Origin of the sequence: Modestobacter versicolor, assembly GCF_041028285.1 — a bacterium.
GTDB classification, from domain to species: domain Bacteria; phylum Actinomycetota; class Actinomycetes; order Mycobacteriales; family Geodermatophilaceae; genus Modestobacter; species Modestobacter versicolor_A.
In genome coordinates this window covers 949,051-967,295 of the sequence record NZ_JABGDB010000002.1, presented here as the reverse complement: position 1 = coordinate 967,295, position 18,245 = coordinate 949,051, and the positions used below count along the sequence as shown (strand labels likewise).

Sequence of the window (18,245 nt, the reverse complement as noted above, 5' to 3'; positions counted from 1 at the left end):
CGCGGGCGTGGGAAGGCGCGCGAAAGCGCGGGCGGGGCGCTAGGGCGCGGGGAGCAGGAGGGCCTGGTCGGGGTAGCACCAGGCCCAGTGCTCGCGCGGTTCGGCGGAGGCGGCCACCGGGTGGCCGGCCGCCGCGGCGTGCCCGGCGGCGTGCCGGTGCGGCGAGGAGTCGCAGCACGCGACGTGGTCGCAGGTCAGGCACCGCCGCAGGTGGACCCACCGGCCACCGACCCGCAGGCAGTCCACGCAGGACGTCGCCGGGCCCGGCGACGGCGGGGCGTCCGCGGCGTGGCCGCAGGCAGCCCCCTCGGCCACCGCCCAGGAGCTCACCCGCGGGGTCGGCGGCGCGGCAGCCGCACGCAGAACGTGGTCCCCTCCGGTCCGGTGGAGTAGGTCAGCGAGCCGCCGTGCCGGCGTTCGACGATCCGGCGGGCCGTCTCCAGGCCCAGCCCGCTGCCCGCGCCGGCCGGCTTCGTGGTCACGAACGGCTCGAACAGGGTGGCCCGCACCTGCTCGGGCACGCCCGGCCCGTCGTCGCCGATCTCGACGAACACCGCCTCGTCGTCGGCCCGGGTGCGCACGGTCAGCACACCGCCCCCTGCCATGGCGTCGGCGGCGTTGTCGATCAGGTTGGTCCACACCTGGTTCAGCTCCGCCGGGTACCCGGGCACGGCGGGCAGGTCGGCGGCGTGCTCCCGGCGCACCTCGATGCCGCTGAGCTTGCGGGCCAGCATCACCAGCGTGCTCTCCAGCCCGGGCTTGACGTCGAACTCCTGGAACTGCGCCTGGCCCATGTGCGAGTACTGCTTCACCGTGCCGACGAGCGAGGAGATCCGGGTGGCCGCCTCCTCGATCTCGTCCATCAGCGTCTCGGTCTCCAGCGTGTAGCGCAGCCAGCCGAACGCCGAGCTCCACTCCAGGCCGGAGTCGATCTCCTCGACCACGGAGTCCACCCACTGCGCGTCCATGCCGGAGGTGGCGAACACCGGCGCGAGGTCGTTGGCCTGGTCGACCCCCACGCCGACCTCCTCCAGCCGCTCGGCGATCGCGTCCTCGAGGTCGTTCTCCTCCAGCGCGGTGAGGTCGGGCCGGGCCTTCGCCGCCCGCTCGACCGCCAGCTCCTGGGTCTTGACCAGCCGGGTGACCAGCTCGGGGGACAGCCCGCTGTTGGCCAGCAGGCTGAGCTTGTGCCGCATCGAGCTCATCCGGCCGCGCAGCTGCTCGGTGGCCCGGACGGCGGCGGCCGCGGGGTTGTTCAGCTCGTGGGCGAGGTTGGCCGACAGGTGGCCGAGCTGCACCAGGTGCTCGCGCTGCCGCATCGCCGACTCGGTGGCCCGCACGCCCTCGTACAGGCCGTCGAGCAGGTGCACCGCCATCGGGCACTGCTGGTGCACCAGGGCGGCGAAGTCCTCGGCGGGCAGCCGCAGGAACCGGCTGGGCCGGGTGGTGCTCAGCGTCGACTGGTACTCCTGCGGGTGGCCGGTGGCGTACGCCCGGGTCGCGCCGGAGTAGGCGCCGCGGTGGGTCGTCTCGTTGATCAGGACGTCCTCGCCGTCGGCGGTCTTGGTCAGCCGCAGCCCGCCGTCCAGCAGCACGTAGAGGGCGTCGGAGGGGTCGTTCTGGGCGAAGACGACGGTGTCGCCGTCGAACACCCGGACCTCGGCGCGGTCGGCGATCCACTGCAGGTCCTCGTCCCGCAGCGACTCGAACAGGAACAGCGTGCGCAGCTCGTCGGTGCTGATGCCCGGGCTGCCGAGCTGCGGGGTGGTCGCGGTCATGTGGTGGCCTCCAGGTAGCGGTGCACGAGCGTGACGGCCATGGCGCCCTCGCCGACGGCGCCCGCGACGCGCTTGACCGACTCCGCGCGGACGTCGCCGGCGACGAAGACGCCGGGCACGGAGCACTCCAGGTGGTAGGGAGCGCGGGACAGCGGCCACTCCGCCGGCGGGCGGCCCTCGGCGTCGAGCAGCGACGGCCCGGTGCGCAGGAAGCCACGGGCGTCGCGGGCGAAGGCGTCGCCCAGCCACTCGGTGGGCGGCTGGGCGCCGATGAAGACGAACAGCCGGGACGCCGGCACGGTGACCTGCTCCCCGGACACGGTGTCGGACAGCACGAGCCGTTCGACGTGGCCGTCGCCCTCGACGGCCACCACCTGCGTGCAGGTGCGCACCTCGATCACCTCGGAGGCCTCGATCCGGGCCACCAGGTACTCGCTCATGCCCCGCCGGATGTCCGGCCCGCGGCAGAGCATCACCACCTTGCTGGCGAACTTGGCGAAGTGCAGCGCAGCCTGGCCGGCCGAGTTCGCCGCGCCGACGACGTACACCTCCTCTCCGCGGCAGCCCAGCGCCTCGTGCGGGTCGGCGCCGTAGTAGACGCCCCGGCCGGCGAACTCCTCGGCGCCCTGCGCGGGCAGCCGGGTCCACTCGACCCCGGTGGCCAGCACGACGGCGTGCGCGGTCACCTCGCTGCCGTCGGCGAAGCGCACCACCCGGCCGTCGCCCTGCGGCGCGACCGCGGTGACCTCGGCGGTGGTGAGCACCTCGACGCCGAACTTCACCGCCTGGTCCCGGGCCCGCTTGGCCAGCTCCGCGCCGGACACCCCGCGCGGGAACCCGAGGTAGTTCTCGATCCGGCTGCTGGTGCCGGCCTGGCCGCCGGTGGCGGTGCGCTCGACCAGCAGGGTGCGCAGCCCCTCGCTGCCGGCGTACACCGCCGAGCCCAGCCCGGCCGGGCCGGCGCCCACCACGACGACGTCGTAGAACGGGCTGCCCGCGGTGGTCGCCAGCCCGCACTTCTCGGCGAGCTCCCGCAGCGACGGCCGGCGCAGCACGGTGCCGTCGGGGAAGACGGTGGCCGGCAGTGCGGCGTCGTCCTCCAGCTCGGCGGCCTTGCGGATGCCGGCGGCGTCCTCGCCCTGCAGGTGCCGGTAGGGCACCTGGTTGCGGGCCAGGAACTCCTTGAGCTCCTGGGTCTCCGCCGACCACTGGTGGCCGAGCAGGGTCAGCCCGTCGAAGGGGGCCCGGGCGGCCCGCTTCCAGGACTCCAGCAGCTCGTCGAGGACCGGGTAGAGCAGCTCCTCCGGCGGGTCCCAGGGCTTGAGCAGGTAGTGGTCGAGGTCGACGTCGTTGATCGCCCGGATCGCGGCGTCGGTGTCGGCGTAGGCGGTGAGCAGCACCCGCTTGGCGGTGGGGGTGAGGTCCATCGCCTGCTCCAGGAACTCCACCCCGGTCATGCCCGGCATCCGGTGGTCGGCCAGCAGCAGGGCGGTCATCTCCCCGCGGGCGGTCAGCTCGCGGAGCACGGCCAGGGCGTCGGGGCCGCTCCCGGCGCGGACCACCCGGAAGCGGTCGCCGTAGCGGCGGCGGAGGTCACGGGCGATGGCGCGGCTGACGGCGCGGTCGTCGTCGACGGTGAGCAGGACGGGTCGAGCAGGCACAGCACCTCCGGTCGGTGCCGTCGCGGGTGGCCGCCCCACGGTGCAGGCTCCCGGCGGCCTCTCCATCCAACCCGCGAAGCGGCGCCAGCGGTAGTCCCGGTGCCGCTCAGGCGGCCGGCCGCACCGTGCGGGGCATCGCCAGCGCGGCCAGCAGGCCCAGCCCGAGGACGCCGGCGCTGACCGCGAAGGCCACCTGGAAGGAGAAGGCGTCGGTGAGCCAGCCGGCCACCAGCGGCCCGGTGACCGCGCCGAGGTCGGCGACCATCTGGAACACCGCGACCACCCGGCCGCCGCGGGCCGGGCTGACGTCGCCGACGACCGCGGCCGGCACGCTGGCCAGCAGGGAGGCGCCCAGCCCGAAGGTGGCCATCGCCAGCAGGAACACCACGGTGGACGGCGGCAGCACGAGGACCGCGATCGAGGCGGTGGCCAGCCCGGTGCCCAGGACCAGCGACGGGCGCCGTCCCCAGCTGTCCGACAGCCGGCCGGCGCGCAGCAGCCCGACCGCCTGCGCCACCGACCCGGCGAGCAGCCCGGCGCCGGCCCAGGCGACCGTCTGGCCCAGCTCCTCGGTGACGTACAGCGGCACGAGCGAGTTGCGGACGCCGAAGAGCACCCAGCCGACGCCGAGGTTGGCCACCAGTGCGGCGAGGTAGGCCCGCGAGCGCAGCGCCGACCGCAGGCCGGGCGCCGGGGCGCGGTCCTCGTCCGCGGCGGCGGTGGCGGCGGGCGGGGTGCCCACCGGGGGCAGCGCGGCGGGCCGCAGCAGCACGAGCGCGACCGCGCCGGCGACCAGCAGGAAGCCGGCGTAGACGAAGAACGGCACCCGGGGGGAGATCTCGGCGAGGAAGCCGCCGGCGGCCGGGCCGGCGATCCCGCCGAGGATGAAGCCGCCCTGGTAGGTGGCCGCGGCCCGGCCGCGCTGCGCCGCCGGAGCGGTGCGCAGCAGCAGCGACAGCGCCGCGACGGTGAACATCGCACTGCCCACCCCGCCGGCGGCGCGCAACCCGACGAAGAGCGGGAAGTTGCCGGCGAACCCGGCCGCGCCGGTGGTCACCGCGACGACGACCAGCCCGGCGGCCAGCACGACCCGTTCCCCGGCCCGCTCGACCAGGCTGCCGCTGCCGAACGCGGAGACGAACCGGAAGAAGGCGAAGGCGCTGACGGCGAAGCCCACCGCGGTCGTGCCCACGCCGTAGTCCCGGACGAAGAGCGGGATCGCCGGGGCGACGACGCCGAAGCCCAGCGCCACCACGAAGGCGACGATCGCCAGCACTCGGACCTCGCGCGGCAGGGGCAGGTCCTCACCGCGTCGTCGCACGAGGGTCGATCCTCACACGCCGGGGCGCGCCCGCCGTCGGCGCCCGGCTGACCCGCCGGCGGGTGAGGACAGCGAGGTCGGCGCAGCCGGGGTCAGGGGAGCGGGTCGACCCGGCGGAGGAAGGACCGTGCCGCCAGGTGGTCCGACAGCGACGCGCGGTGGGCGGGGCACGCCGTCCACACCTTCTCCCGGTCGGGGGTGTGCAGCCGCGGGTTGTTCCACACCAGCGCGAAGCCGGCCGGTGCGCGGCAGCCCTTCGCCGAGCAGACCGGCCCGGTCACGACTTCGGCCCCGCCCGTGTCACCGCCCACGTGCAGCAGTCTCCCCGCCGGCGTCCAGGGAACTGTCAGGGGGGCGTGCGACCGTCCTGGTGCCGTGCCCCCTGCCCCCGGGTCCGGCGTTCGTCCTGCCGGTCGGCCGGGTATCCGGACGGCCATGACACAGAACATCACCGAGCCGCAGTCCCGACCGCTCGCCCTGGTCACCGGTGCCTCCAGCGGCATCGGCTTCGAGCTCGCGAAGCTCTTCGCCGAGCACGGCTACGACCTGGTCGTCAACGCCGAGGACGCCGGCATCCAGAAGGCCGCGATGCTGGTCCAGGCCGGCGGTGCCTCCGTCGTCGCCGTCCAGGCCGACCTGCGCACCGAGCAGGGCGTGGCCGAGCTGTGGTCCCAGGTGCAGGGGCTGGGCCGCCCGCTGGCGGCCGCGGCGATCAACGCAGGGGTCGGGCAGAGCGGCGCCTTCGTCGACACCGACTGGGCGGACGACCTGGCGATCATGCAGCTCAACGTGGTCTCCACCGCCGCGCTGCTCAAGCTCGCGCTGGTCGAGATGACCGCGCGCGACGACGGCCGGGTCCTGGTGACCTCCTCGATCGCCTCGACGATGCCGGGTGCCTACCAGCCGGTCTACAACGCCTCGAAGTCCTTCGTGCAGTCGCTCACCGAGGCGGTGCAGGAGGAGCTGTCGGACAAGGGCTCCGCGGTCACCGTCACCGCGCTGATGCCGGGACCGACCGAGACCGAGTTCTTCGACCGGGCCGGCCTGGACGACACCGCGATGGGCCAGGGCCCCAAGGACCCGGCCGACGAGGTGGCCCGCCAGGGGTTCGAGGCGATGCTCGCCGGGGAGCGGAAGGTGGTCGCGGCGTCGTTGGCGACCAAGGCCCAGGCCGCGGCGAGCCGGGTCCTGCCGGACGCGGTCAAGGCCGCCGCGCACAAGGTCATCGCCAAGCCGCGGGACTGATCCGCGGACGGCGCGGGCGCGTCACCTCCTCCCTCGTGCGGGGGTGGTGACGCGCCGACTGTGCCCCAACGGTGCGGTTGCTGGGCCGGGATGGGTCAGGATCACGTCTCGACCGTGCGCTCGGAACACCTGCCGAGACACCTTCTGAGACACCTTCTGAGACCTGGAGACCGATGTGAGCACCCCCGGTTCCGGTGGCCCGCAGCCGCCCGAGCAGACCCCCGGCCAGTCGGGCGGGGCGGCGGGCTGGGGCCAGCAGCCGCCGGCCGGTCAGCCGTACCCTGGTCAGCAGCCGCAGCAGCCCTGGGGCACCCCCGGGCAGCAGCCCCCGGCCGAGGGCTACGGCCAGCCGGCCGGGCAGCCCTACGGCGCCCCGCAGTTCGGCGCCCAGCCCGACGGCGGGCAGCCGGGCGGCGCGACGCCGTTCGGTCAGCCCGCCGAGCCGGCGAAGCCCAAGCGCAAGTGGTTGCCGATCCTCGGTGGCGTCCTCGCGCTGCTCGTCGTCCTCGGTGCGCTGACCACCTTCCTCGGCGCCGGCGACCCGGAGGTGGGCGACTGCATCCAGCAGACCGACGCCTCGGAGTTCGACGTCGTCGACTGCGACTCCGAGGACGCCCAGTACAAGATCGAGGGCACCGACGCGGAGATGACCGGCGACGAGTTCAACGCCGCCGAGGACGCCAGCCTGTGCGAGGACGTGCCCAGCACGACCTTCGTGCTGTGGTCGGGCACCGACGAGTCGAAGGACGGCAACGTCTACTGCGCCTCGGACGTCTGATCCCGCGCTGAGCACCGCTGCGACGCCCCTCCCGGTCCGCCGGGAGGGGCGTCGTCGCGTCCGGGCGGCCGCCGGCTTCCGCCCAGCGGTCGGCCGGGCTGCGCCTCGGCGGGGGACCGGTGGCAGAGTTGCGGCATGGACGACGTCGTCATCTGCTCACCGCTCCGCACGCCCGTCGGCCGCTTCGGCGGGGTCTTCGCCGGGCTGTCGGCCAACGAGCTCGCCGCCACCGCACTGCGCGGGCTGGTCGAGCGCACCGGCCTCGGCGAGGGCGAGGTGGACGACGTCATCCTCGGCAACTGCAGCCCGAGCGGGGAGAACCCGGCCATCGGGCGGATCGCCGCGCTGGACGCCGGGCTCGGCGTCCAGGTGCCCGGTCTGCAGATCGACCGCCGCTGCGGCTCCGGGCTGCAGGCGGTCATCTACGCGGCGATGCAGGTCGGCGCGGGCGCCGGGAAGGTCGTCGTCGCCGGTGGCGTGGAGTCGATGAGCAACGTCGAGCACTACGCGCTGGGGCTGCGCACCGGCGCCAAGGGCGACGGCGTGATGCTGCACGACCGGCTGGCCCGGGCCCGGGAGACAGCGGGCGGCCTGCACCACCCGGTGCCCGGCGGCATGCTGGAGACCGCGGAGAACGTGCGGCGCGAGTTCAAGGTCGACCGGCTGGAGCAGGACGCCTGGGCGCTGCGCTCGCAGCAGGCCGCCGGTGCCGCGATCCGCGAGGGCCGCTTCGCCGAGGAGATCATCGGCGTCGAGGTGCCGGCCACCCGCAAGACGCCGGCCCGCGTGGTCACCGAGGACGAGCACCCGCGCCCCGAGACGACGATGGAGGACCTCGCCAAGCTCCGCCCCGTCATGGGCCGGGTCGACCCCGAGGCCACGGTGACCGCGGGCAACGCCTCCGGGCAGAACGACGGCGCCGCGGTCTGCGTCGTCACCACCCGGGCCGAGGCCGATCGCCGCGGCTGGGAGCCGATGGTGCGGCTGGTCGGCTGGTCGGTCGCGGGCGTGCCGCCGGAGACCATGGGCATCGGCCCGGTGCCGGCCACCGCCGCCGTGCTCGAGCGGACCGGGCTCACGCTCGCCGACATGGACCTCATCGAGCTCAACGAGGCCTTCGCCAGCCAGGTGCTCGCGTGCCTGGGGGAGTGGGGCCTGGGCGGCGACGACCGCGAGCGGGTGAACGTCAACGGCTCGGGCATCTCCCTCGGCCACCCGGTCGGCGCCACCGGCGCCCGCATCCTGGCCACCCTCGCCCACGAGATGCGCCGCCGGGAGTCCCGCTACGGCCTGGAGACGATGTGCATCGGCGGCGGCCAGGGGCTCGCCGCGGTGTTTGAGCGGGTCAGCTGACCCGGGGCGGCGCGGTCGACGCCCGGACGACGAGCTGCGGTTCGACCAGCTCGGCGGGCCGGGGGTCGACCGCGTCGCCGGTGAGCTGGGCGAGCAGCAGCGCGCCGGCCCGCTCGGCCTGCAGCCCGGCGCGGTTGTCCACCGTGGTCAGCGGCGGGGCCCACCAGCTGTAGAACGGCTCGTCCTCCGTGCAGATCACCGACAGCTCGGCCGGCAGGGCCACCCCGCTGCCGCCGAGCGCCGGCAGTGCCCCGAACGACGCCTCGTGGTTGCTGACCAGCAGCGCCGTGGGCAGCTCGGGGGCGGCCAGCAGCGCCCGCGCGGCGGCCTGGCCGAAGTCCGGGGTGAACGGCCCGCGGTGCACCAGCCCCGGGACGACGGGCAGCCCGGCCGCGGCCATCGCCGCGGCGTAGCCGGCGTGGTGCAGCCGCCCGGAGGTGACCTCGGCCGGGCCGCCGATCACCGCGATCCGGGTGTGGCCCAGCCCGATGAGGTGCTCGGTGCCCAGCCGCGCGGCCTGCTCGTAGGCGGGCATCACCGAGGGCGCCAGCGAGCGGGGCACCTCGCGGTTCATGGTCACCACCGCGCGGCCGTCGTCGACCAGGCTGTTCACCAGCTCGGTGTTCGCGCCGGAGCCGGCGACGACGACGCCGTCGAAGTGGTGCGCGCGGGCGGCCCGCAGGAAGTCGGCCTCCCGGTCTGGGTCGCCGCCGGTGGGGCAGACCAGCACCTGGTAACCGTGGTCGGCCGCCCAGGACTGCAGGGTCTCGGCGATGGTGGAGAAGGTCGCCGTCCGCAGGTTGTTCACCACCAGGCCCAGCAGGCCGGTGCGCCGGGTGCGCAGCGCGCTGGCGGTGGCGTTGGGCTGGTAGCGCAGCGCCGCGGCCGCCGCCTCGACCCGGGCCCGGGTCGTCGGCAGGACGCTCGGGTGCCCGGAGAGGGCGCGGCTGGCCGTGCTGGTGCTCACCCCAGCAGCCGCCGCGACGGAGCTCAGCGTCGCCTGCACAGCTGATTCCTACCGGGACGCACGGGGCCGGGAACGGTGCCCCCGGCCGTCGGCGCGAGGGCGTAGGTGTGCGTCGGCGGGAGGTGCACGGTCCGATGGGCCGTTGGGCACACGGGCCCGTGTGCCCCCGGGCGGGAGCCCCGCAGCGGCCGGGTGCCGGCCGGTCCTGTCGTACCCCGGCCGTACGGTCGGGCCAGCTCCTCCGCCGGGGGAGGAACGGGGGGCAGCGTGTACGAGTCCGACGGGGCACTGGTGGTCAGCGCCGGCGACCTGACCGGCTTCCTGGAGTGCGAGCACCTCACCCGGCTCTCGCTCGAGGTGGCCGCCGGCACCCGCGCCCGGCCCCCGGCGGTCGACCCGATGACCCAGCTGGTCGCCCAGCACGGCATCGACCACGAGGCGCGGCACGTGCAGCGGTTGCGCGACCGCGGGCTCACCGTCGTCGAGATCGAGGCGCCCGCCGGCAAGGACGCCGCGGAGCTGGTCCGGGCCCAGGCCGACACCCTGGCCGCGATGCGGGCCGGCGCCGACGTGGTCTACCAGGCCACCTTCTTCGACGGCACCTGGCGCGGGCACGCCGACTTCCTGCTCAAGCGGGACGACCGGTCCAGCGACCTGGGCCCGTGGGCCTACGACGTCGCGGACACCAAGCTGGCGCGGCGGATCAAGGTCCCGGCCGTGCTGCAGATGGCGCTGTACGGCGACCTGCTCGCCGGGCTGCAGGGCGTGCCCCCGGAGCTGCTCACCGTCGTCACCGGCGACCAGCAGGAGCTGGTCTTCCGCTACGCCGACGCCGAGGCCTACGCCCGCGCCGCCCGCAGCCGCTTCCAGGCGCGGCTGGCCGACGGCGACCTCGCCGCCCCGTACCCCAACGCGCACTGCGGTGTCTGCCCGTGGCGGGAGACCTGCACGGACCGCTGGCGGGCGGAGGACTCGCTGTCGCTGGTCGCCTCGATGCGCCGCGACCACGCCACCGCGCTGGTCGAGGCGGGCATCGGCACGCTCACCGACCTGGCCGGCCGGCACCCCGACGAGCTGCCCGACGCGGTCGGCCGCACGTCGCGCGAGCGGCTCACCCAGCAGGCCCGGCTGCAGTTGTCCGAGCGGGTCACCGGGGCGCCGTCGTACGAGTTCCTCCCCCGGGAGCACGGTCGCGGGTTCGAGCTGCTGCCGCCGCCGAGCGCCGGCGACCTGTTCTTCGACATCGAGGGCGACCCGTTCGCCGGCGACGCGGGGCTGGAGTACCTCTGGGGCGTGCTGGACACCGCGGGGGAGTTCACCGCGTTCTGGGGCTGCGACCCGGCCGCCGACGACCAGTCGGCTGCCGAGCGCGCCGCCTTCGAGCAGCTCGTCGACCACCTGACCGGCGCGTGGGCCGCCGACCCGGCGATGCACGTCTACCACTACGCGCCCTACGAGCCGACCCGGCTCAAGACGCTGTCCGCGCGGCTGCGGACCCGGGAGGCGGATGTCGACCGGCTGCTGCGCGGCGACGTGCTGGTCGATCTGTACGCGGTGGTCCGGCAGGGGCTGCGGCTGAGCAAGGAGTCGTACTCGATCAAGCAGGTCGAGGACTTCTACCGCGGCCACGTGCGTGAGCACGGCGCGGAGGTCTCCGACGCCGGCGAGAGCATCATCGCCTTCGAGCGCTGGCTGGCCACCCGCGACCAGGCGCTGCTCGCCCAGATCGAGGCCTACAACCGCGACGACTGCGTCTCCACCCGCGAGCTGCGCGACTGGCTCGAGGGGCGCCGCACCGAGCTGCTCGCCTCCGGTGCCCTGCTGCGCCGGCCGGAGGACGGCGACCCGGACGGCTCCGCGGAGAACGCCGCTGCGCAGGAGCTGCGTGAGGAGCTGGAGCAGCGGCTGGTCGCCGACCTGCCCGACACCGGCCGCACGCCGGAGCAGGAGGCGACCTGGCTGCTCGCCCAGCAGCTCGGCTGGCACGCGCGGGAAGCGCGGTCGGCCTGGTGGGAGTACTTCCGGCTGCGCGAACTGGCGGCCGACGAGCTGGAGCGGGAGACCGCGGCCCTCGGCCCGCTGGAGGGTGCCGAGCTGGTCGGTGCGGACAAGCGGTCGCAGCACTGGCGGTACCGCTTCCCGCCGCAGGAGACGAAGGTGTCGGCCGGTGGCCGGTTCGAGCACCTGCTGCCCGCCGCGGACGGCAGGCGCCCGACCAGCAGCGTCGTCGACATCGACCCGACCGCCGGCTGGGTGGTGCTCGCGCGCAGCGGACCGGCCGCCGCGGAGCACCCCACCGGGCTGCTGCCGACCTCGCCGCCGAGCGACAAGCTCTTCCGGGCCGCGCTGCACGACCTGGGCGAGCTGGTGGCCGGCAGCGGGATCGACGGCAGCGGGATCGACGGCAGCGGGATCGACGGCCGCGGGATCGACGGCCGCGGGATCGACGGCGCGGGGGTGGACGACTGGCGGGCGGCGCGGGACCTGCTGCTCCGCCGGCCCCCGCGAGTGGTCGCCGGCACCGCGCTCCGGCTGCCCGGCGAGGGCGCAGCCGACGCCGTCCGGCGGCTGGCCGGGCGGCTCGACGGTGGGGTGCTCGCCGTCCAGGGCCCACCGGGTGCTGGCAAGACGTACACCGGCGCACGGGCGGTGGTCGACCTGGTGCGGGCCGGCCGCCGGGTGGGGCTCACCGCCTCCAGCCACAAGGTGATCGGCAACCTGCTGGACGCGGTGATGGCCGCGGCCCGCGAGGCCGGGGTGCCGGTGCGCGCCCTGCAGAAGGCCGACGACCTGCAGCGCTGCAGCGACGCCGACGTGCAGTGCGTGGGCTCCAACGGTCAGGTCGTCGACGCCCTCGACACCGGGGACGTCGACCTGGTGGCCGGCACGTCGTGGCTGTTCGCCCGCCCCGAGCTGGCCGGTCGGCTCGACGTGCTGGTGGTCGACGAGGCAGGGCAGCTGTCCCTGGCGAACACGCTGGCCATCAGCCGGGCGGCGGCCAACCTGGTGCTGCTCGGCGACCCGCAGCAGCTGCGCCAGCCGGGCCGGGGCATCCACCCCGACGGCGCCGACGTCTCCGCGCTGCAGCACGTGCTCGGCGACGACGAGGTGCTCGGCGAGGACCGCGGTGTCTTCCTCGACCGCAGCTGGCGGATGGCCCCGGCGCTGTGCCGGGTCGTCTCCGACCTCTCCTACCGCGGCGCGCTGCAGCCCGCGCCGCTGACCGCGGACAACGCCGTCGACACCCCGGACCGCTGGGCCGCCCCGGCCGGCATCGGCTGGGTGCCGGTGGTGCACGAGGGCAACGGGTCGGCGTCGGCCGAGGAGGCCGCCGTCGTCGCCGCCCTGGTCACCGACCTGGTCGGCCGCCGGTGGCGCAGCAGCGGCGAGGAGCGGGTGATGACCCCCGCCGACGTGCTGGTGGTGACGCCGTACAACGCCCAGGTCAACCAGGTGCGCGGCGCGCTGGCCGCGGTCGGGCTGGGTGCGGTGGAGGTCGGCACGGTCGACAAGTTCCAGGGCCGGGAGGCCGCCGTCGCAGTCTTCACCCTGGCCGCCTCCAGCGGGGCGCACGTGCCGCGGCGGCTGGACTTCCTGCTCGACCGGCACCGGCTGAACGTGGCGCTGTCCCGGGCCAAGACGGTGGCGTACCTGGTCGGCAGCCCGGCGCTGCTCACCTCGCCGGTGCAGACGCCCGAGCAGCTGCGGCTGGTCAACGGGCTGTGCCGGCTGGTCGAGATCGCGACCGGGTCCACCGCCGGCCGGTGACGGTCGACCTGCGGGTGGCGCCGCCTGCCTCCTCCCCGGTGGTGCGGGCGCGCTTCTGCCGGCAGGGGCGCCGGGACACCGTGCCGGAGCTGGCCGTGCGCCGGCGGCTGCACGCCCGCGGCGTCCGCTACCGCGTCGATGTCCGGCCCTGCCCGCAGACCCGGGCCCGCGGCGACCTGGTCTGGAAGGGCCGCCGACTCGTCGTCTTCATCGACGGCTGTTTCTGGCACGCCTGCCCCGCCTGCGGGCACCTGCCCACGGCGAACGCCGGGTGGTGGACCGCCAAGCTCGCCGCCAACGTGGCGCGCGACCGGCGCACCGACGCGGTGCTCACCGGGCTCGGCTGGCAGGTGCTCCGCTTCTGGGAGCACGAGGACCCCGACGCCGTCGTCGACCGGATCTGCGCGGAGCTGGCCGCGGACCGGATCCGCCCAGACGGTTCCGTCGGACGGTGTGGTTAGGCTAGCCTCACCACAGCCCGGTGCAGGTGAGCCGGCCACGACGAGCCGGGAGACCAGCGATGACGACGGCCACCACCGACCGGGTGAGCACGGCGACCGCCGAGCCGGCGCCGGTCCGGCAGCCGGCCGGGGCTCCGGAGTTCCGCTTCTTCAGCGGCACCGTGGCCCGCGTGCAGCGGCTCAGCCCGAACTTCCTGCGGCTCACCTTCGCCGGGCCCGAGTTCACCGGCTTCGGCGTCGGCGGGGCCGACCAGCGGATCAAGCTGGTGCTGTCCCGCGACGGCGGCCCGGTCCGCGACCTGCTCACCGACGGCCCCGGCTGGTACCAGGAGTACTGCGCGCTGCCCGACGAGCGGCGCCCGTACCTGCGCACCTACACCGTCCGCGACGCCCGGCCGCTGCTCGGCGAGATCGACGTCGACGTCGTCCTGCACGGCGTGGACGGCGGCCAGCACGGCCCGGCCGGCAGCTGGGCGGCGGCCGCCGTCGTCGGCGACCCGGTCGTGGTGCTCGGCCCGGACCGCTCCGGCACCGGCCGCGCCTGGGGCGTCGAGTGGGCACCGCCCGCCGAGGGCACCTTGTTCCTGGCCGGCGACGAGACGGCCGTCCCGGCGATCAGCGCCATCGTCGAGGCGCTGCCCTCCGGCCGCCGCACCATCGCCGTACTGGAGGTGCCCGAGGCCGGCGACGTGCTCTCCCTCGCGGTCCCGGCCGGGGTCGAGGTCCGCTGGCTGGTCCGCGGCGCCCGCGCCCGCGGCGAGGCGCTCGGCCCGGCCGTGCACGCCGCGCTCTGCGAGCTCGGCGTCGCCGCACCCGCCGCCGGCGTCGAGCCCGAGGACGTCGACCTCGACGGCGGCATGCTCTGGGAGGTGCCCGACGCCGGTGCCGACGGCTGCTACGCCTGGCTCGCCGGGGAGGCCGGCATGGTGAAGAAGCTGCGCCGCCGGCTGGTGCGCGACCTCGGCGTCCCGCGCACCTCGGTGGCGTTCATGGGCTACTGGCGCCTCGGCGCGGCCGAGGGCAGCTGAGCCGCCGGCAGCTGAGCCGCGCACCACCGGCTGGTGCCCGGCGTGCCCTACGGTCGCCCCGTGGCCCGTTTCCTGCTCCTGCTGCTCGCCGTCTGGCTGGTCCTCATCGTCGTCGGCTGGGTGGTCAAGGGCCTGTTCTGGCTCGCCGTCATCGGGCTGCTGTTCTTCGTGGGCACCGCGGTGCTCAGCTCCTCCCGGCGCCGCTGACCCGGTGACCGTCGTGCTGGTCGACGTGGCCAACACCGTCGGCTCGCGCCCTGACGGCTGGTGGCGCGACCGGGCCGGCGCGACCACCCGGCTGCTCGACCGGCTCGCCCCGCTGATCGGCAGCGAGCTGACCGGTCTGGACGGCGCCCCGGTGCCGGTGGTCGCCCTGGTGGCCGTCGTGGAAGGCCGGGCCCGGGACGTCGCGGCGCCGGACGGTGTGCGGCTGGTCCGGGCCGAGGGCAGCGGCGACGACGCGCTGGCCGCCGTCGCCGCCGAGCTGGCCGACGGCGACGACGACCTGCTGGTGGTCACCGCCGACCGAGGGCTGCGGGACCGGCTGCCCCGCACCGCGCGGGTCGTCGGTCCCGGCTGGCTGCTGGCCGCGGCCGACGCCGCCGGGTAGCCCACCCGCGCGGCGGAGCGAGATCCCCCGCGCGGGGGAGCACCGGCGGGCCGGGCGTGCCGAGGCTGGACGTGCCCCCCGGGACCGGCCCGGGCGACGTCCCCGGAGGTCCACCGTGACCGCTGTCCACCCCCATCCCGTGCCCCCCGCTGCCGCGGCGGAGCGGACCACCCGCACCGTCCACCGGCTGCTGCTCGGCGCCGCCGGCTGGAGCCTGGTGCACCTGCTCGTCGGCCTGCGCTGGCTGCTGGACCCGGACAGCTGGCCCGGGTTCGACGACGAGGGGCGGGCCGGCCTGCTCGCGGTGCTGCACCGCACCCCCTCGGCGTGGACGGTGACCGGCCTGGCGGCGACCGGTCTGCTGCTGGCCGTCCTGGGCCGGTACCGGCCGGCGTCCCGGGCGGTGGCGGTCGCGCTGGCCGTCCAGGCCGGGCTGCTGCTGGCGGTCTCCGCCGACGTCGGCGTGCTGACCCTGCTGGGCTACCTCTGCGCCCTCGTCGGCCCGGCCGCCTTCCTGGCCGTCCTCGTGGTCGGGGCGGTCCGCGACCGGCGGGCCCGGCCGTGGCTGGCCGCGGTGCTCGGGCTCGCCGTCGTCGGCGTGGTCTCCGGCGTGCTGCGGCCCGGGACGGTCGGTCGGCTCGCCGGCCAGCTGGGCGACGGCTTCGCCCGGCACGCCGGCCCGCCCGCGCACCTGGGGCTGGTGCTGGTGGGGGCCGCGCTCTTCGGCACCGCCGCGGTGCTGCTGCGCCGGTCGGCGACCGGCCGGTGCCAGGCCTGCGGCCGGCCCGCCGCCCGGTGGACCGAGCCGGCCGCCGCGCTCCGCTGGGGCCGGCTGGCCACCTGGGCGGCCGTCGCCGGCCCGCTGCCCTACGCCCTGCTCCGGCTGACCTGGCTGACCCCGTGGCCGCTGGGCATGCCGGAGGGCGGCGACCTGGAGCCGGCGATGCGGCTGTTCGGCCTGGGGCTCGGTTTCGCCGCGCTCGGCGGTGCCGTGCTGACCGCCGGGCTGGTCCGGCCGTGGGGCGAGGTCTGGCCGGGCTGGGTGCCGGTCCTGCGGGGCCGCCCGGTGCCGGTCGCGTTCCCGGTCGTCGCCGGCGGGCTGGTGGCGACGGTCCTGCTGGCGTCCACCCCCGGCATGGTCGCGCTGGCGGTCGGCGAGGTCCGGGACGGCGACCCGATGGGCTGGGCGATGCTGCTGGTCTTCCCGACGCTGCCCTGGGGGCTGGCGCTCGCCGCGGCCGTCACCGGCTACGCCCTCCGCCGGCGCGGCACGTGCCGCAGCTGCGGCCGGGGCGAGCCGGCCCTCCCGCTCCGTGCCTGACGGCGGTGTCCGGTCCGGGCTTCCCGGACCGGACCGCCCCGGCGAGGATGGCGCGGTGACACACGCAGCGCCGGGCCCGGGGGTGCGCCGGTCGCTGTTGCGCTGGCTGTACCTGCTGATCGGCGGGGCGCTCGGGGTGTCGGCAGGGCTGGTGCTCGCCTGGCCGGCCGAGGCGCTCGCGACGGCCGGCCTGCCGCCGGTCCTCGCCGGGGCGCTGGTGCTGCTGCTGGTCGGCGTCCCGGTCCTGGCCATCGGCACGCTGGGCGAGGTCCGCCCGGTCGAGGCGGTCGCGGTGGGTGGACTGCTCACCCCCGGCTACGCCGAGCGGCCCGGGCCGGCCACCACCTGGCGGCAGCGGGGGCGCACGGCGGTGCTGCTGGGGCTGCACGTGCTGGCCGGCTCGGTCGCCGGTGCGCTGCTCGTCGTCGGCGTCCCGACGGCGGTGCTGGTCGTCGCCGACCCGGCCGGCTCCGGGAGCGACGTGCTCGGCGTGGAGGTGCCGCAGCAGTTGCCGCTCCGGCTGCTGCTCGCCGGCGGGCTGCTGGTGCTCGCCGTCGCCGGGGGCGAGCTGCTCGGCCGGGGGCTGGCCGTGCTCGCGCCCCGGCTGCTGGCCGGGCCGGCGACCGAGCGGCTGGCCGCCGCGGAGGCGTCGGTGTCGGTGCTGACCGGCCGGGACCGGCTGGCCCGCGAGCTGCACGACAGCGTCGGGCACGCGCTCAGCCTGGCCAGCGTGCAGGCCGGCGCCGCCCGCCGGCTGCTGGTCCGCGACCCGGCCGCGGCCGAGGAGGCGATCCGGGCGACCGAGGACGCCACCCGCCGCGCGCTGGTCGACCTCGACCACGTGCTCGGCCTGCTCCGGGACGAGGACGGCGGACCCGCGGAGGTGGCGCCCGCACCGGACCTGCGCGACCTGGACCGGCTGGTCGGCACCGCCCGCGCCGCCGGGGCGGTGGTGACCGCGCAGGTCGGCGGGGACGTCGGCGCGTTGCCGGCGGTGGTCTCCCGGGAGGCGTACCGGATCGTGCAGGAGGGGCTGACCAACGTGCTGCGGCACGCCCCGGGCGCCTGCTGCGCGGTCGAGGTGGACGCCGGGGGGAGCGACCTGGTGCTGCGGCTGACCAACACCACCCCGGGGCAGCGGGTGGACGCGAGCGGCGGCGGCCGCGGGCTGCGCGGGGTCGGCGAGCGCGTGCGCGACCTGCGCGGCACCGTCTCCAGCGGCCCGGACGACGACGGTCGCTGGTACCTCGCCGTCCGGCTGCCGGTGCACGCGCGGGGAGCCGCGCGGTGACCATCCGGGTGGCGCTGGTGGACGACGAGCCGCTGATCCGCAGCGGGCTGGCCGCGGTGCTCCGCGGCGAGGACGACCTGCTGGTGGTCGGCGAGGCCGGCGACGGGGCCGACGTGCTCGACCTGGTCGGCCGCACCTCACCCGACGTCGTGCTGATGGACGTCCGGATGCCCCGGGTCGACGGGATCGCCGCCACCCGGGCGCTGGTCCGGGCCGGCTCGGCCGCCCGGGTGCTGGTGCTGACCACGTTCGCCAACGACGACCACGTGTTCGAGGCGCTGGCCGCGGGCGCCGACGGTTTCCTGCTCAAGCGCTCGACGCCGGAGGAGGTGCTGCACGGCATCCGCACCGTCGCCCGCGGGGAGTCGCTGCTGTTCCCCGACGCGGTGCGCCAGCTGGCCCGCCGGCACGTCCAGGCCCCCGACCCGGCCGGCGCCCCCGGTCTGGACCGGCTCACCGCCCGCGAGCAGGAGGTGCTCCGGCTGATGGCCGAGGGCCTGAGCAACGCCGAGATCGCCGGGCGGCTGGTGGTGGGCGTGGAGACCGTCCGCAGCCACGTGGCGGCCGTGCTGGCCAAGACCGGCGCCCGGGACCGCACCCAGGCGGTCGTCCTGGCCTACCGCTCCGGCTTCGCCGGCTGACCGTGGGGGCAGCGCCGTCCCA

17 protein-coding genes are annotated in these 18,245 nt (G+C 76.3%); 11 read left to right on the top strand and 6 right to left on the bottom strand.

Going from position 1 to position 18,245, the window contains the following annotated elements; genetic code table 11:
• Nucleotides 1–39: 39 nt before the first annotated feature.
• The 5 genes from HL054_RS10995 to HL054_RS10975 all read right to left on the bottom strand — a co-directional run bounded on the left by HL054_RS10995 (nt 40) and on the right by HL054_RS10975 (nt 5,071).
• On the bottom strand, nt 40–315 hold the full coding sequence (locus HL054_RS10995) for a UBP-type zinc finger domain-containing protein (protein ID WP_369139027.1): 276 nt from the start codon (nt 313–315) through the stop codon (nt 40–42).
• 11 nt (nt 316–326) lie between these two features.
• Nucleotides 327–1,778, bottom strand: coding sequence for an ATP-binding protein (locus tag HL054_RS10990; RefSeq protein WP_369139026.1), 1,452 nt, complete (start codon nt 1,776–1,778; stop codon nt 327–329).
• Nucleotides 1,775–3,439: an FAD-dependent oxidoreductase gene (locus HL054_RS10985; protein ID WP_369139025.1), complete on the bottom strand. Its 1,665-nt coding sequence runs from the start codon at nt 3,437–3,439 to the stop codon at nt 1,775–1,777. Before HL054_RS10985 ends, HL054_RS10990 begins: the two co-directional genes overlap by 4 nt.
• A 106-nt stretch (nt 3,440–3,545) precedes the next feature.
• Nucleotides 3,546–4,760, bottom strand: a complete 1,215-nt coding sequence (locus tag HL054_RS10980; protein WP_369139024.1) for an MFS transporter — start codon at nt 4,758–4,760, stop codon at nt 3,546–3,548.
• 92 nt (nt 4,761–4,852) lie between these two features.
• Nucleotides 4,853–5,071, bottom strand: coding sequence for a hypothetical protein (locus tag HL054_RS10975; RefSeq protein ID WP_369139023.1), 219 nt, complete (start codon nt 5,069–5,071; stop codon nt 4,853–4,855).
• A gap of 124 nt (nt 5,072–5,195) precedes the next feature.
• Between HL054_RS10975 and HL054_RS10970 the strand changes: the two genes are divergently transcribed.
• The 3 genes from HL054_RS10970 to HL054_RS10960 all read left to right on the top strand — a co-directional run bounded on the left by HL054_RS10970 (nt 5,196) and on the right by HL054_RS10960 (nt 8,136).
• Nucleotides 5,196–6,005 (top strand): SDR family NAD(P)-dependent oxidoreductase, encoded by an 810-nt coding sequence (locus HL054_RS10970; protein ID WP_369139022.1) that lies wholly within the window; start codon nt 5,196–5,198, stop codon nt 6,003–6,005.
• Nucleotides 6,006–6,180: 175 nt separating this feature from the next.
• Entirely contained in the window at nt 6,181–6,783 is a 603-nt protein-coding gene (locus HL054_RS10965; RefSeq protein WP_369139021.1) for an LppU/SCO3897 family protein, read from the top strand.
• 135 nt (nt 6,784–6,918) lie between these two features.
• Nucleotides 6,919–8,136 (top strand): acetyl-CoA C-acetyltransferase, encoded by a 1,218-nt coding sequence (locus HL054_RS10960; protein ID WP_369139020.1) that lies wholly within the window; start codon nt 6,919–6,921, stop codon nt 8,134–8,136.
• Here HL054_RS10960 and HL054_RS10955 read toward each other — a convergent pair.
• The gene (locus HL054_RS10955) at nt 8,129–9,142 is read right to left on the bottom strand and encodes a LacI family DNA-binding transcriptional regulator (protein ID WP_369139019.1); all 1,014 of its coding nucleotides are present in this window, start codon (nt 9,140–9,142) and stop codon (nt 8,129–8,131) included. The two genes, HL054_RS10960 and HL054_RS10955, sit on opposite strands and share 8 nt — an antisense overlap.
• Nucleotides 9,143–9,370: 228 nt before the next feature.
• Here HL054_RS10955 and HL054_RS10950 point away from each other — a divergent pair, with 228 nt between their 5' ends.
• The 8 genes from HL054_RS10950 (at nt 9,371) to HL054_RS10915 (ending at nt 18,223) form a co-directional block, all read left to right on the top strand.
• Nucleotides 9,371–12,871 (top strand): TM0106 family RecB-like putative nuclease, encoded by a 3,501-nt coding sequence (locus tag HL054_RS10950; RefSeq protein ID WP_369139018.1) that lies wholly within the window; start codon nt 9,371–9,373, stop codon nt 12,869–12,871.
• Nucleotides 12,868–13,332, top strand: coding sequence for a very short patch repair endonuclease (locus tag HL054_RS10945; protein ID WP_369139017.1), 465 nt, complete (start codon nt 12,868–12,870; stop codon nt 13,330–13,332). Before HL054_RS10950 ends, HL054_RS10945 begins: the two co-directional genes overlap by 4 nt.
• 59 nt (nt 13,333–13,391) lie before the next feature.
• Complete coding sequence (locus tag HL054_RS10940; RefSeq protein ID WP_369139016.1) at nt 13,392–14,360, top strand: siderophore-interacting protein; 969 nt, start codon at nt 13,392–13,394, stop codon at nt 14,358–14,360.
• Nucleotides 14,361–14,420: 60 nt separating this feature from the next.
• Nucleotides 14,421–14,567, top strand: a complete 147-nt coding sequence (locus HL054_RS10935; protein WP_369139015.1) for a hypothetical protein — start codon at nt 14,421–14,423, stop codon at nt 14,565–14,567.
• A 4-nt stretch (nt 14,568–14,571) separates the two neighbouring features.
• Nucleotides 14,572–14,970, top strand: a complete 399-nt coding sequence (locus HL054_RS10930) for a hypothetical protein (RefSeq protein ID WP_369139014.1) — start codon at nt 14,572–14,574, stop codon at nt 14,968–14,970.
• A 139-nt stretch (nt 14,971–15,109) separates the two neighbouring features.
• A complete protein-coding gene (locus tag HL054_RS10925) occupies nt 15,110–16,291 on the top strand; it encodes a hypothetical protein (protein ID WP_369139013.1) in 1,182 nt (393 codons plus the stop codon).
• Between the two features lie 55 nt (nt 16,292–16,346).
• Nucleotides 16,347–17,582, top strand: a complete 1,236-nt coding sequence (locus tag HL054_RS10920) for a sensor histidine kinase (protein WP_369139012.1) — start codon at nt 16,347–16,349, stop codon at nt 17,580–17,582.
• A complete protein-coding gene (locus tag HL054_RS10915; protein ID WP_369139011.1) occupies nt 17,579–18,223 on the top strand; it encodes a response regulator in 645 nt (214 codons plus the stop codon). The genes HL054_RS10920 and HL054_RS10915 overlap by 4 nt, the downstream gene beginning before the upstream one ends.
• The last annotated feature ends 22 nt before the right edge of the window (nt 18,224–18,245 follow it).